Below are 13,260 nucleotides of genomic sequence, written 5' to 3' on the forward strand. Positions count from 1 at the left end.
GCCCTGAGGCGCTTCTTAATTAATTATTCTCAAAAATGAGGCAGTTACGCTTTCTCAGCTAAGATGATGCGTAGAGTACGACGTAGTGGTTCTGCAGCACCCCAAAGCAGCTGGTCACCCACAGTGAACGCATTTAGGAAGTCGTTACCCATAGACATCTTACGTAGACGACCTACTGGTACAGACATCGTGCCTGTTACTTTCGCTGGTGTCAGCTCTTGAGCAGTAATGTCACGGTCATTAGGCACCACTTTAACCCAATCATTGTGAGTCGCGATGATCTCTTCGATTTCGTCCATTGGAACGTCTTGCTTAAGCTTAATAGTTAGTGCTTGAGCGTGACAACGCATTGCACCGATTCGAACACAAGTACCATCAATAGGGATTGGCTGACCATCTAGGCCAAGAATCTTGTTCGCTTCAACGCCCGCTTTCCACTCTTCTTTACTTTGACCGTTTTCACGCTTCACATCGATCCAAGGTATCAATGAACCCGCAAGAGGAGCACCAAATTGATCAGTTGGGAATGAAGAAGAACGGATCGTGTCAGCGACTTTCTTATCAATATCAAGAATTGAACTTGCTGGGTTCGCTAGTTCAGAGCTAACGCTGTCGTTGATAACACCCATTTGAGAGATCAGTTCACGCATGTTCTTAGCACCCGCACCAGAGGCTGCTTGGTAAGTCATGGCACTCATCCACTCAATCATGCCTTTTTCATATAGGCCACCTAATGCCATCAGCATTAAGCTCACCGTACAGTTACCACCAACGAAGGTATTGGTGCCACCGTGGATGCCTTGCTGAATCTGGGCCAAGTTAACCGGATCTAATGTGATGATGGAATCAGCATCCATACGCAGAGTAGAAGCTGCATCAATCCAGTAACCTTTCCAACCTGCTTGACGCAGTGCTGGATAAACTTTTGAAGTGTAATCGCCACCTTGACAGGTAATGACAGCATCAAGTTGTTTTAGGCTATCAATATCAAAGGCATCTTGAAGCAGACCCGCCTCTTTACCACCTAAAACAGGGGCTGGGATACCAATTTGAGATGTGCTGTAATAAACAGGCTCAATCAGGTCGAAGTCTTTTTCTTCAACCATACGTTGCATCAGTACAGAACCAACCATACCGCGCCAACCAACTAGACCTACTCTCATCTCTCACTCTCCATGTATAAATTAAAAATTGCTCTCCCCCATCTATAAGTTTTTCAGAAACAGAACTCAAGTGCTTTTTAGCAAAAAGTGTAACTTTTTCGTTTCTTTTAAGTGAACGCGATGAATAGTGCAGTTATCTCTGAAATAGCATTCATCGCCTTTGCCACTGATAAAGCACGCAATATGGTTAGCATCAAAGGTTTGGCCAATAAAAACGCTCTAATTCCCATCCTGATAGAACCAAGCCTTAACAGCAATTACCACTATTTAACAATAGTTAATCAGAATAATATTTTACACAACGAAAACAACGTGCGACAAAAATCAACATGTAACAGTCATGAATTTAACAAAAATTCAGACAATGCAACCACGATATGCTGACTTGATAGTCAAATATCACAACTTGGGTGTATTTTTTCGATATAATAAACTAATTACTGTAGTGTCCACGTCGTACCCCAAACTATAACGAAGCACTATAAATGCTCGAAATAACAAGAGGCTTTTATGAAGCAGAGTAAAACTCGTCTACCGAACCTGTTACAGGTAGTCATCGCGTTAGGACTATTTCTATCCCTTGCTTTTTCTTTTACAGCAAAGCTCGATCTTCCAATCCAACTTGCCTTGTACATCGGCTGGTTCATTATCATAGTGCTAGGTATTCGCCTTGGCCACGAATACAAAGACTTAGAAAAAGCAGCACTCAACGGAATATCTAATGGTTTAGGGGCAGTTTTAATACTTTTAGCGGTTGGCGCTCTTGTTGGTACATGGATCTCTGGCGGTATTGTACCCACCATCATTTACTATGGTCTGAAAGCTATCCACCCTTCTATCTTCCTTTTAGCTACCATGATCATCTGTTCTCTAACTGCTCTGGCAACTGGCACCTCTTGGGGAGCTGCTGGTACCGCCGGTATTGCGATGATGGGTATTGGCCAAGGCCTCGGTGTTCCAGCACCAATTACCGCCGGTGCCGTACTTTCGGGCTGTTACTTTGGCGACAAGATGTCACCTCTATCTGATTCAGTTATCCTTGCTTCATCTATGTCTGGTGTCGAAGTTGTTGAGCACATCAAGGGCATGCTGCCTGTCGCGTTAATCAGCTACGTGATTACTGGTATTATGTTTACCGCATTTGGCTTCCATTACGCGGGTAATGTCGACATGAGCCAAGTAGATTCTGTAATCAAAGCAATGGAAGTTCAGTTCTACATCACGCCTTACTCATTTGTTCCTGTGTTGATCGTACTTGGCCTACTGGCTTTCCGTATGCCTTCATTCCCAGTGATCAGCTTTGGTTCTCTGCTAGGTATTATCTGGGCAGTGATGATCCAAGAGATCGACTTCCTTACTGCATTTAACACAGCATGGGCACCGTTCTCTATTTCATCTGGCGTGGAGTTCATTGATTCGATTCTTAACCGTGGCGGCATGTCTTCAATGCTTGGTTCGGTTGCAGTTATCGTGTTTGGTTTAGGTTTCGGTGGCTTGCTGGATAAAGTTGGCGTACTAGAGACGATTGCTAAAGTGTTTGAGCGCCGAGTAAACAGCGCAGGCTCACTAGCAACCAGCACAATTGGTACGGCTTTCATGGGTAACGTGTTCGGTTCAGCAATGTATGTATCGCTCATCCTTACGCCAAAAATCTGTGCGAAGAACTACGACCGCTTAGGCTACAAACGTAAAAACCTTTCTCGTAACGCTGAGTTCGGTGGCACGTTGACGTCAGGTATGGTTCCTTGGAGTGATAACGGTATCTACATGGCGAGTATTCTGGGTGTTGCTACACTGTCTTACGCACCGTTCATGTGGTTAAGCTTCATCTGTATCATCGTGACTATCGTGACGTCTTACATGGGTTGGTTCGTTGATAAGTGTGAACCAACAGCACCTGCGTTTGAAGCTGAAGAAGCGACAGAGTTAAGCAAGCAACAAGCGTAAGTCATTCAAACGTTAATTGATTTAAATGCAAAAAGAGCGCCCTAGAGCGCTCTTTTTTGATCTACTTAGTTACTGAATTACTTATTTGTTGGCGGTTCGTTTACCCAACCAGTAACCGATGCCTAACGGTGCAAAGAACACCACCAAGATAAACAAGATGAAGTAAATAATCACACCTTTGATTAACTCCATCAGCTTATCAATCGCAAGTACCACCACCTCTTGAGAGACGCGATCAAGGTCTTGCGTGAACAGTTCTCTTTCTGAAGTCACAATACCTGCAATCTCGATGCGCTCTTTCACAATCATCTGTACTAGCGCTTCTCTCTCACGCGTCACCATCTTTTCCAACGCCACACGTTCATCGCTTAGCATCGCTAATTTTTGGTCTGTCTTATCGCTGAGGTCATTTAGCAATGGCTGCATTTCTGTCGACATAATAGAAGCCAGCGTTTGCATGTACTCAGGATTGTTTTCGATGAAGTCCTGCATGCTTGCTGATGTTTGACGAAGGCTTTCCAACGTCATCGACAAGTCTTCCCCCGTTAATGAGCTATTCAAAGCAACCAACTCTGCCTTCCACGTCATCAGTTTTGGCGTTTGATCAGCCATTACGCTTAAGCGATCTGATGCATCGCTCATCGCCTCAGGCATGGTTCCTAAGTTTTGCACGATTTGAGATTCGTCTTTACCTAAGTAAGTTAACCAATCGCGGTAAGCTGGCGTACTTCTAAATGTGAGATCTTTAAATGGGTGGCTAGCGGCAAACTGCTCGACGAACACTTGGCTCTTCTTAAAATCACTAGAACTCAATACGCCTTTTGCCAGTTTCTCTGCTTCTCGAGTAAGGTCGTGAGCGGTTTCTATTGCATGATCAGTTACGAATAGGTCAGCACCGTCGCCTTGTGTATAAAACTGGTCCATTTGAGCGGTAAACACCCACGAATCAATTAACGCTGACATTGGAGAAGTTTGGTAAGCCGCTTGCTGAAGTCCCTGCTCTGCGTGGATCTTCCAAAGCAGCACATAAGATTGATGTAGGGTATCGTCGGCAGGATAAGATTGAGCGATGAAATCAGCCGAATCTTCTACGCGAGTAAAGAAAATCTTAGCGTATTCACGCGTCATAATCCGAGCATTGAGCTCTTGTTGAGTCAGTGGTGTTGTTTGGCTATCTAACTTAACTTCCAAGAGAGAACAACCACTTAGAACAATGCTAAGTACCCACACCATCAAACACTTACTAGAAACACGCAACATATACACCTCAGACAAAGACTAATGGCGCGGATTGTATGAGCACTTCGTCAGAGTATTGTCAAAACTCTCGCAAAATTAGTGCGATTGATCTAAATACGCCATGGCAGAGTCGACTGAAGCCTGAATTGCCTGCTCTAACTCTTCAAGATCGTACTCACTGATCGCACGAGATTGCTTCATTGTCATCTCAATAGTCGCCGCAATAATCGCCAACCTCGATGCTTTGATACTTCCGGCAACGCCTTTTAAGCTATGTACGATTCGAGCTGCAGACGTCTCATCTTTTGTCAGCAAGGATTTGAATTTTGTATAATCATCGGCATGGTCTTGCACAAACACGCCCAACAACAAGCCCACAGATTCAGCGTCACCGTCCAGAGTCTCTAACATCTCTTCGATATCAATAGCAGGCTTTGAGTCCGTCACACTTACGACGTGTTTCTCGGCTAAATAAGCCTCTGCCTCTTGATGACTTGTTGATACCGCTTGAGGTTCATTCACTGAGTGCTGAATCGACTGCGCCCTTTCCGATGTGGCGGCAACATGGTTAGCCTGTTTTACATCAGAGAACGTGTCCTTTGAACCGGCCGTTTCTACTTGGTTCGCCTTAGCGTTCGAACTGTTCGCTCGTTTTCCTAAATTGGCCTCAAGTTCATGGTTCGAATCACTTTCAGCTTGTGATGCGCTCTTTTTAAAGCCAACTCCCCATAAAATCAATGCAATCATCGTGAGCAAACTTAAACCCAAGGCTGCAATTAATAAGTTGAACTGACTCTTATGGAACTGAGCTTCTAGCTTGATGATCTGCTCATTGACTGAGTTTTTCTTAATCTTATCAACCAAATAATTAAGCTGAGCGTAATCACCCAATAACGCAGAAGCATCAGCAAGTAACTGTTGCATGGCTTCTTGCTCTTTGGTTTTCAACGAATAAGATCGCTTAAGAATCGAGTCGAAAGAACGATACGTCGCCGACGAACTTTGGTTATCGGAGTACATAGCTTCAAATACCACAACACCAAATTCGTTTAACAGGGGCTTTAACTTAGATGAAGTCTTACTGTCAGCGCGCAATGCCTTGATGTTATCGACAATCGCTTGCACTTGGCTTTCTATTGGGATGAACTCATCAAACTTTTCTAAAAACTGATCAGCGACATATAGCAATTGATTAACGTCAGGGCGAAAAAACGCATGCTGAAAATCAGATTCAATCTGTAATCGAATCGAATACACCAACTGTGCATCAAGGGCTAAGTCATTGATACGGGACACTCGAAGCGGTTCAGAGAAGTAAAGTGACTGCCTTAACTCGGTAACACGAATGCCAAGTTCTTCAATTTGAGCAAGGGAATTGGTGTAAGAACGACTTAGCTGAAGAATAGCCAATGAAGGAAGTAACCACAGAGCCAGAAGTACAACCAAGAAAGTTGCAGGCTTTTTAAAGCGGTGAGGCTTTACCACTGATTGTTCCATCTATATTCCTTGTGCGTGTCAGCCTCACACCATTGCAGTTCATGAGAGTGTAAAGCAGAAAATAAGCGACAACATCCCGCTGCCGCTATTATCCATGAACTTGGCGCTATGACTTGTTACGAGTCAACTGGTCACGCAAGTTCGGCGGCGTTCCTTTAATCGTTAGTGTATCTGTCTCTGGATCGTAAAAAATACGCTCACCAAGAAGCAGACTATCAAAACTAACATTCAAACCACCACCCGCACCAACAAATTTTGTTAGTTTACGCATAGTTGCGCGATCTGCTGGGAAGCTATCTTCTAACTCATAGCCTTGTTCACTAGTATAGTCAAAGAAGCTCGTGCCATCGGTGCTTGCTGGCAATTCACCAGATAGCTCACGAACTTGGACTTCATCGCCCGCTTTTAACTGCTCGTTACAGTAATCTGCAACTTGCTTTTTATAGCTGATCGCTTCTTCTTTCTCCAACTTAGAGTCAGAAACGAAATCTTCTACCGCTTGCATCAGAACTTGGTTTTGCTGCTTAGCATCTAAGCCTACTTCTGCTTGAAGGAAGTCTAAGAAGAAGTCTGCAACTTTACGGCCAACACGTCCTTTAATGTAAGTAAGGTAACGGTTTGACTCTTTGTCTGTGTCGTATGTTGAAAGATCAAGGCGCGCAACAATATCCATCTTAGAGATATCAAGGTAATCAGTCGCACTGATGTCTAGCCCTTCAGTCACTTTCAAACTTTGGTTCGAAGGCAGTAAACCAATGAAAAGGTAGTCTGTCGCCAGTGATTGGTATTCAGCGAGTACCAAAGTACCTTCATCAGCAAAAGGATACTTTGAAAGCTCATCTTTTAGACGTAGCGCACTTTTTTGAGAGAAATCATAAAAACTTTGCTCTCCCGCTCGAAATTCATGCAACGACTGCTGGAATTCGCTGTCGGATTTGAAAGAACCAAACCCTTTACCTGCTTTTGAGTTGAACACTCGGTGAAGCTCAGCGACGAGGCTTTCAGACGAAGCATCGTTTTCTAGAGATTCAGCACGGTAGTTAACAATCAGTTCTTCCTGATCGTTCTTGCTTAACTGGTGTAAAATTACGTTGGAAAGGTGAAGGCTCATAGTGAAAATATTACCGTTCAGGTTTCAGTTGTCGTGCATAGTAGGTTATCATAAGCCGCTTTTACTATCATTATTAGAGTCCTTATGCCGATTATATCTAAATACACAGATGAACAAGTTGAAAAAATCCTAGCTGAAGTAGGTGCTGTACTAACAAAGCACAAAGCTTCACCAGAACTTTCACTGATGATCGCTGGAAATATCGCAACCAATGTCTTAAATCAGAACGTTGCTGCTTCACAACGCAAAGGAATTGCTGAAAAATTTGCCGAGGCTTTGGTTTCTTCTATTGAAGACAAACAGTCTCACTAAATTTGATTGACGGATAAAAGAATTATAAATGGTAGACAGCGCAAACTCTTATAGCGATCGTGTATCTCGACTGGTTGGTTGGGGACACTGGTTTGCATTTTTCAACATCATTGCGGCGATGTTGATAGGTACTCGTTATATTACTCAATCTGCTTGGCCAGACACCTTGCTGGGTCAATTTTATTTGGCTGCATCTTGGGTCGGTCATTTCGGCTTTCTAGTATTCGCTCTCTACCTATTAGTGCTGTTTCCACTCACTTTTATTCTTCCGTCGAGGAAGTTATTGCGCTTGGTTGCCGTTTGTTTCGCAACCGTAGGTTTAACTGTCCTTCTGATTGATACTCAAACGTATCAAAATATAAACCTCCACCTGACGCCTGTTGTGTGGGAGGTTTTATTCAGTGGAGAGGAATCTGCATTTACTTCTGATTTGCAGCACCTCTTCATTGTTATGCCGCTTATCTTCTTATTACAGCTCGGACTATCTGAGTGGGTTTGGCGTAAGCAGCGTAAACTGTCTCATAAACACGTTGGCCGTCCGATCACAGCCGTCTTCTTCTTGTGTTTCATCAGCAGCCACTTGACCTACATGTGGGCTGATGCGTACTTCTATAACCCAATTACCAGCCAAAAAGCGAACTTCCCACTGTCTTACCCAATGACAGCGAAAAGCTTTATGGAAAAACATGGTCTGTTAGACCGTGAAGAGTATCTACAGCGTTTAGAAGCAAACAAAGAGAACGTAAACTTAGTTAGCTACCCGCTAGAAAAAATTCAATACAACCGCCGCAGTGATGATCTTAATATCCTGATGGTGAGTGTAAATAACCTTCGCTCTGATGCGCTTAACGCCACAGCGATGCCAAACAGCTACGCATACTCACAGCAATCGATCAACTTCACCAATCACTACAGTTCAAGCAACGATATGTTTGGTATCTTCGGTTTGTTCTATGGCCTTCCGAGCAGCTATGCAAGCAGCATCGAAGCTCAAGGTTCAAGTGCAGTACTGTTGGACGTTTTAGATAATCACAATTATAAGTTTGCGGCTTTCAGTGGCGACAATTTTGACGATGCACTTTACTCGGAAATCATCTTCCGAGGCCGTGATGTTATGCCAGAGCAAGCAACTTATGATGACAAAAGCGCGATACAAGCTTGGTCTAACTGGATTCAATCACCACAAGCTAAACGTCCTTGGTTTAACTTCATTGAACTGACCACGCTGGATAACTTCTCTAGCTACGATTCAAGTTCAGAGTCAGACTCTACTTTGACCACGGCAGAACGCTTTGCTGCAGACTACCAAAAGTCAGCTCAAGCGGCCGATGCTCAACTCGCGACTATTTATGCGGAATTAGAACGTCTCGACCTAAAAGACAACACTGTGGTTATCATCACGTCGAACCATGGTACTGAATTTAACGAAACCAAGACCAATAGCTGGGGAGCTAACTCCAACTACAGCCGCTACCAACTGCAGGTGCCTTTGTTCATCAGCTGGCCTGGTAAGTCTGCTTCTGAATACACGCATCGCTCGAGTCATTTAGATGTGTCCGTAACACTGATGCAAGAGCTGCTTGGTGTCTCTTCAAATCCAACAGATTTCAGTAGCGGTCGCAGCCTGTTTGATGAACGTAAGAGAAAGTGGATCCTAGCGGGTGACTCTCGTGAACTGGCTCTTGTTACTGCTCAGCAAACAACGGTGTTAGATAAGTTTGGCAACTACAAACTGTATGACCAAAACTACAAACGCCTAAAAGATGTAAGCCCTCGCTTACCAGTATTAATGCAAGGCTTAACAGAGCTGCAGCGTTTCTACACAAAAAATGACTAACTAGTCACCATACAAAGAAGGGAAGCATGCTGCTTCCCTTTTTTATTGCCGCTAATGACTAGAAAATAAGCAACCAAACAAGATTATGATAATTAAGGGTTTACAAGGCACTCTCCCCCTTATATTATGCACGCCACTGGAGGGATGGCTGAGTGGTCGAAAGCACCGGTCTTGAAAACCGGCAACCGTTAATAGCGGTTCTAGGGTTCAAATCCCTATCCCTCCACCACATTAAAGAAAGCCGCTGAGAAATCAGCGGCTTTTTTGCATCTGACGTACAACCAATCGCCCCTAAGATCTGATCTTTCACAATCCCCAGGGACCTTCTTTGGTTACTTGATTGGTATCTGTTCTTACAACAAATCTGCTCCTCACGACACATCTGAATACTTCAAAGCGCTGTTACTACTCTATTTCTGTTTGACTATCGCCAGCCCTAGTTCAATGTATACTCCCCCCCGCGTTTCAGTCACCGATACAAATGTTAAACCACACTTACCTACACGCACGTTCATTGAATGTGATTAGCGAGCAGTACATGCCATTTGGGTAAAGTCATTAACTGAAGAGTCGAATCAAGTTTAGGGTTTTCTCGGACTCTCACTATTAATCCATAACAATAAAAAAATCCAGAGGCTTCATCGAAATCTCTGGATTTTTAAATTTGGCTTGAGCGCTGCTTGAATTAAGCGTTTTCTTGCTTAGTCTCTTGCTGCTCTGCTTGTTTCTTTTGTTCAGCTTCATTTGCTTTTTCTTCGTGGTTTGAACCACCACATCCGCCACAACAGCTCATAATCATGTTCTCTTTGGTTGTATTTAAGTAACTCAGTAAGGTCATAATATTAAAGATGCATTTAAAATGCAACTTTAATATTAGTCGAATTACCTACTTGTTATCTTGGAGTATTTAAGCTTTTGGTTTTATTAGAATTGGTAGGTACAGCACAGTGAAACAACTGTATGCGGCAATCCACAGAGCACTGGATAAGGTGATGATATAGACAATATTGTGGGTAAAGTACCCGCCAAACACTCGCACAATAAAAGCAAAGACAATGGCGATTAACGCCGCAGTCATTAATTTGCCAATCGCGATAGTTCGACCGGTATGTCCTAGCGACACACGTGAAATCATTGATAAGATCATCACTCCCATTCCACCCACGGTTAGCGCATGAATCGCTTGTGATTGCGTAACCAATGGTGAAATGATCGAAACGCCAAATAAAATAAGCCCTAACGAAATTGCCCAATAGCTTAAATGTAAAGTCCACACGAGGGGTGTCTTGAATGCTACCCATATTTTCCACCTTACCGCCCTAAGCGCGTTTGCCAAACCACTGACAATAAACACGGTAGCAACAATGCCTTGTGCAACGGGAAGTATCTGAAAGCTCAGCACAACGGCAAAAATCGTGCTGACTATGCTCAGCTTTTCAAGCCATGGTAATGCAGGAGTTCGTGGTGTCTGTGTGCCATTAGCGGTAAACATAGGAAAGACTCGTCCACCCATAATGCACATTACTAAGGTCACCAACAGCACCATGCCAGTACTCGCTTGCGAAATTAAGACGGGCTGCTGAAATAGAACACCATAATGCATCGCGGCATTGGCAAAAGTCATTAGCAGCAGAATAGGAATGAACAATAGATTTCGCCAAAGTTTCACACTGATAATATTATAAGCAAGAGAAATCATAGCGATAGGTAAAAACAACAAATCGATTCCAGCCACCAACCAAGGGCTTAGTATTCCTGGCAAGAACATAGCTACTCTCGCGCACAGCCAGATAGCCAGAAGCAACATTAACCCGCGTCCGTTGATGCTGCGGACACCCGTCCAGTTTTGTACTGCTGTAAGTAAAAAGCCCACCACGACGGTGGCTGCAAAGCCAAATAACATTTCATGAATGTGCCACCACATTGCTCCGCCATAAACATTCAGGGTTGCGCTACCATTCCAAAACGCAGCCCACCCGACTAACGCTGCAATACTAAAAAGTGACGCAAACAAGAAAAACGGTCGAAACGCGAGTTCAAAAAATGCTGTCATTGAGGCGCTATTATTGGGGTTTGCATTTAAATCTTTCATCATCATAAACCTAGTGAGTTAACCAAAATTAAATAACTTCAACCGCCAAGAGTTGTCCTAGCTTGTCGCTGTGCTCTGCGCCTAGGAGATCTTGTAAGCTATAAGCGTCTAAGCTTTTGTAAAAACACTCTTGAGCTTCAGCAAAGATAGTTTTCAATTGACAATTTGGTGTAATGACACAGCGATTATCCTCACCAAAGCATTCAACTAAGTTACGCTTATCTTCTAATTCTCGAACTAACGTACCAATATTGATCTGACTTGGCGGGCAACTCAGTTTCAAGCCACCATTTTTGCCACGGGTAGCGATCAAATGCCCTTTAAGGTTGAGCTGTTGGACAATCTTCATTAAATGGTTTTTAGAAATACCATAGCTGTTAGCAATGTCGCCGATGGTACTAAGAGATTGGTTGTTGATCGCTAGATAAATCAGAACTCGCAGGGAGTAATCAGTGTAACGTGTGATATGCATAGTGGGATATTTCACTTTATAAGATGTATTCATTATGAATCTTATAATCATTAAAGGCAAGATTAACCCTAGAGGGAGATACAGCAAGAAGCTAAATCTATACCTTTGCCTGCACTCTTAACTTCGTCTATTTCATCTCTTGTATTAGATGAATTTTCACTCTAGCAATATATAAACACACAAACTTGTTCATAAAAAAAGCAGTCAGTTAATAAGGGTATTTACAAGCGAAAGCCACCCTTATATTATACGCGGCATCGGAGGGATGGCTGAGTGGTCGAAAGCACCGGTCTTGAAAACCGGCAACCGTTAATAGCGGTTCTAGGGTTCAAATCCCTATCCCTCCACCACATTAAAGAAAGCCGCTGAGAAATCAGCGGCTTTTTTGTATCTGAAGATCACGCAGCTCAACGGTTCAGCTATTCACAGCCAATGCAGCGTTTAGTAACTGCATGTGGATCGGCACCAGATCTTTATGTTCCGACCGATAACCACCACCCACAACACACGCCATTGGAATCGCTTTACTCTTTGCTAAGTTGAGCATCAAACAATCGCGTTTAAATATCCCTTGTGTAGAAATATTCAAATACCCCAATTCGTCATCTTGATGAATATCGACACCCGCATCATAGATAATCAGATCCGGTTGATGATGAGCAATAGCCATGTTGGTGACCTGTTCAAAGCAACGCAGAAACTCCTCGTCTTCCGTTTCACGGCTTAACGGCACATCCAAGTCAGATACAGGTTTACGAGCAGGAAAGTTCTTATCACAGTGGAACGACAAAGTAATAATGTCGTCATTCTGTTGGCAAAGTGTCGCTGTACCATCGCCATGGTGAACATCACTGTCGACAATCAACACTTTATCTATATGTTCAAACGTTAGCGCATGCTTAGCCGCCAAAACCAGATCATTCAACAAACAGAAGCCACTGCCAAAATCTCGGTGCGCATGGTGATAGCCACCGCTGAGATGAATCGCTAAACCACTCTCGATAGCCATTTCTGCAGCCAAGCAGGTTCCACCACTTGAATAGAGTGTTCTTTCTATAAGCTGTTCGCTCCACGGAAAGCCGATACGTCTCATTTTTGCCGCAGGCAAATTTCCAGAAACCAGCAAATCGACATATTCACCATCGTGCACCTGCTTTACTTGTTCTACCGAAACAGGCATTGGCTGGAACACTTCGAATGCATTACTCCATTTGGGATCGCTATCCATGTGGTGCTTCACCGCACTGTGCAACAGTTGGTATTTATGGATAGGATAACGATGCCCTTCTGGTAAAGGCAATTGAGAATAAATTGGATGGTAAATTAAAGGAATCATAGTCAGGCGTATTACGTTTCAGTCTCAAAATCATAACAGTCTCATACTTGGCGACAACCCTAATTGATGATAATAATTATCATTAACTTTAATTAATTCCAGAGACAACAATGAAAAACGTAATACTCATCTGTGGTGTGATCTGCGGCTCTGTCGCAGCAGTAATGATTTTCGTGAGCATACTGATGGTCAGTTGGTGGAGCGTTGATTTTATCGCGTTAACCCATCACACTTAACTGATTGAACTAACAAGG

Annotated in this window: 12 protein-coding genes and 2 tRNA genes; 6 read left to right on the forward strand and 8 right to left on the reverse strand. The window is 43.4% G+C overall.

Going from position 1 to position 13,260, the window contains the following annotated elements; genetic code table 11:
* Positions 1–44: 44 nt before the first annotated feature.
* Positions 45–1,163, reverse strand: coding sequence for an aspartate-semialdehyde dehydrogenase (gene asd / locus IHV80_RS11260; RefSeq protein WP_017107353.1), 1,119 nt, complete (start codon positions 1,161–1,163; stop codon positions 45–47).
* Between the two features lie 510 nt (positions 1,164–1,673).
* Here asd and nhaC point away from each other — a divergent pair.
* Complete coding sequence (nhaC, locus tag IHV80_RS11265) at positions 1,674–3,110, forward strand: Na+/H+ antiporter NhaC (protein ID WP_192889106.1); 1,437 nt, start codon at positions 1,674–1,676, stop codon at positions 3,108–3,110.
* A gap of 81 nt (positions 3,111–3,191) precedes the next feature.
* Here nhaC and IHV80_RS11270 read toward each other — a convergent pair whose 3' ends face one another.
* The 3 genes from IHV80_RS11270 to yejK all read right to left on the reverse strand — a co-directional run bounded on the left by IHV80_RS11270 (position 3,192) and on the right by yejK (position 6,957).
* The gene (locus tag IHV80_RS11270; protein ID WP_192889107.1) at positions 3,192–4,370 is read right to left on the reverse strand and encodes a chemotaxis protein; all 1,179 of its coding nucleotides are present in this window, start codon (positions 4,368–4,370) and stop codon (positions 3,192–3,194) included.
* 75 nt (positions 4,371–4,445) lie between these two features.
* Positions 4,446–5,846, reverse strand: a complete 1,401-nt coding sequence (locus IHV80_RS11275) for an Hpt domain-containing protein (RefSeq protein ID WP_192889108.1) — start codon at positions 5,844–5,846, stop codon at positions 4,446–4,448.
* A gap of 106 nt (positions 5,847–5,952) precedes the next feature.
* Positions 5,953–6,957, reverse strand: coding sequence for a nucleoid-associated protein YejK (gene yejK / locus IHV80_RS11280; RefSeq protein WP_017111125.1), 1,005 nt, complete (start codon positions 6,955–6,957; stop codon positions 5,953–5,955).
* Between the two features lie 84 nt (positions 6,958–7,041).
* Here yejK and IHV80_RS11285 point away from each other — a divergent pair, with 84 nt between their 5' ends.
* From IHV80_RS11285 to IHV80_RS11295, 3 genes are all read left to right on the forward strand, one after another.
* Positions 7,042–7,269 carry a YejL family protein gene (locus IHV80_RS11285; RefSeq protein ID WP_102433952.1) on the forward strand — a complete coding sequence of 76 codons (228 nt, stop codon included), beginning with the start codon at positions 7,042–7,044 and terminating at the stop codon, positions 7,267–7,269.
* Positions 7,270–7,297: 28 nt separating this feature from the next.
* A complete protein-coding gene (locus tag IHV80_RS11290; RefSeq protein WP_192889109.1) occupies positions 7,298–9,106 on the forward strand; it encodes a DUF3413 domain-containing protein in 1,809 nt (602 codons plus the stop codon).
* 138 nt (positions 9,107–9,244) lie between these two features.
* Positions 9,245–9,335 (forward strand) — tRNA-Ser (locus IHV80_RS11295).
* 456 nt (positions 9,336–9,791) lie between these two features.
* Here IHV80_RS11295 and IHV80_RS11300 read toward each other — a convergent pair.
* From IHV80_RS11300 to IHV80_RS11310, 3 genes are all read right to left on the reverse strand, one after another.
* Positions 9,792–9,944, reverse strand: coding sequence for a hypothetical protein (locus IHV80_RS11300; RefSeq protein WP_192890786.1), 153 nt, complete (start codon positions 9,942–9,944; stop codon positions 9,792–9,794).
* Between the two features lie 69 nt (positions 9,945–10,013).
* On the reverse strand, positions 10,014–11,198 hold the full coding sequence (locus IHV80_RS11305; protein ID WP_192889110.1) for an NnrS family protein: 1,185 nt from the start codon (positions 11,196–11,198) through the stop codon (positions 10,014–10,016).
* Positions 11,199–11,226: 28 nt separating this feature from the next.
* Entirely contained in the window at positions 11,227–11,670 is a 444-nt protein-coding gene (locus tag IHV80_RS11310) for an RrF2 family transcriptional regulator (protein WP_192890763.1), read from the reverse strand.
* 259 nt (positions 11,671–11,929) lie between these two features.
* Between IHV80_RS11310 and IHV80_RS11315 the strand changes: the two genes are divergently transcribed.
* Positions 11,930–12,020, forward strand: a tRNA-Ser gene (locus IHV80_RS11315).
* Positions 12,021–12,085: 65 nt separating this feature from the next.
* On the opposite strand, the gene IHV80_RS11320 is transcribed toward IHV80_RS11315, so the two are convergent.
* A complete protein-coding gene (locus IHV80_RS11320) occupies positions 12,086–13,006 on the reverse strand; it encodes a histone deacetylase family protein (protein WP_192889111.1) in 921 nt (306 codons plus the stop codon).
* A 110-nt stretch (positions 13,007–13,116) separates the two neighbouring features.
* On the opposite strand from IHV80_RS11320, the gene IHV80_RS25335 reads away from it, so the two are divergent.
* Positions 13,117–13,242 (forward strand): hypothetical protein, encoded by a 126-nt coding sequence (locus IHV80_RS25335; protein WP_264158386.1) that lies wholly within the window; start codon positions 13,117–13,119, stop codon positions 13,240–13,242.
* The last annotated feature ends 18 nt before the right edge of the window (positions 13,243–13,260 follow it).

This window comes from Vibrio bathopelagicus, from assembly GCF_014879975.1.
Classification (GTDB): Bacteria; Pseudomonadota; Gammaproteobacteria; order Enterobacterales; family Vibrionaceae; genus Vibrio; species Vibrio bathopelagicus.

What these genes read in the sequence shown, in the direction of transcription:
- asd (WP_017107353.1), bottom strand. Translation starts at nt 1,163, where the DNA reads ATGAGAGTAGGTCTAGTTGGTTGGCGCGGTATGGTTGGTTCTGTACTG.
- nhaC (WP_192889106.1), top strand. Translation starts at nt 1,674, where the DNA reads ATGAAGCAGAGTAAAACTCGTCTACCGAACCTGTTACAGGTAGTCATC.
- IHV80_RS11270 (WP_192889107.1), bottom strand. Translation starts at nt 4,370, where the DNA reads ATGTTGCGTGTTTCTAGTAAGTGTTTGATGGTGTGGGTACTTAGCATT.
- IHV80_RS11275 (WP_192889108.1), bottom strand. Translation starts at nt 5,846, where the DNA reads ATGGAACAATCAGTGGTAAAGCCTCACCGCTTTAAAAAGCCTGCAACT.
- yejK (WP_017111125.1), bottom strand. Translation starts at nt 6,957, where the DNA reads ATGAGCCTTCACCTTTCCAACGTAATTTTACACCAGTTAAGCAAGAAC.
- IHV80_RS11285 (WP_102433952.1), top strand. Translation starts at nt 7,042, where the DNA reads ATGCCGATTATATCTAAATACACAGATGAACAAGTTGAAAAAATCCTA.
- IHV80_RS11290 (WP_192889109.1), top strand. Translation starts at nt 7,298, where the DNA reads ATGGTAGACAGCGCAAACTCTTATAGCGATCGTGTATCTCGACTGGTT.
- IHV80_RS11300 (WP_192890786.1), bottom strand. Translation starts at nt 9,944, where the DNA reads ATGACCTTACTGAGTTACTTAAATACAACCAAAGAGAACATGATTATG.
- IHV80_RS11305 (WP_192889110.1), bottom strand. Translation starts at nt 11,198, where the DNA reads ATGAAAGATTTAAATGCAAACCCCAATAATAGCGCCTCAATGACAGCA.
- IHV80_RS11310 (WP_192890763.1), bottom strand. Translation starts at nt 11,670, where the DNA reads ATGCATATCACACGTTACACTGATTACTCCCTGCGAGTTCTGATTTAT.
- IHV80_RS11320 (WP_192889111.1), bottom strand. Translation starts at nt 13,006, where the DNA reads ATGATTCCTTTAATTTACCATCCAATTTATTCTCAATTGCCTTTACCA.
- IHV80_RS25335 (WP_264158386.1), top strand. Translation starts at nt 13,117, where the DNA reads ATGAAAAACGTAATACTCATCTGTGGTGTGATCTGCGGCTCTGTCGCA.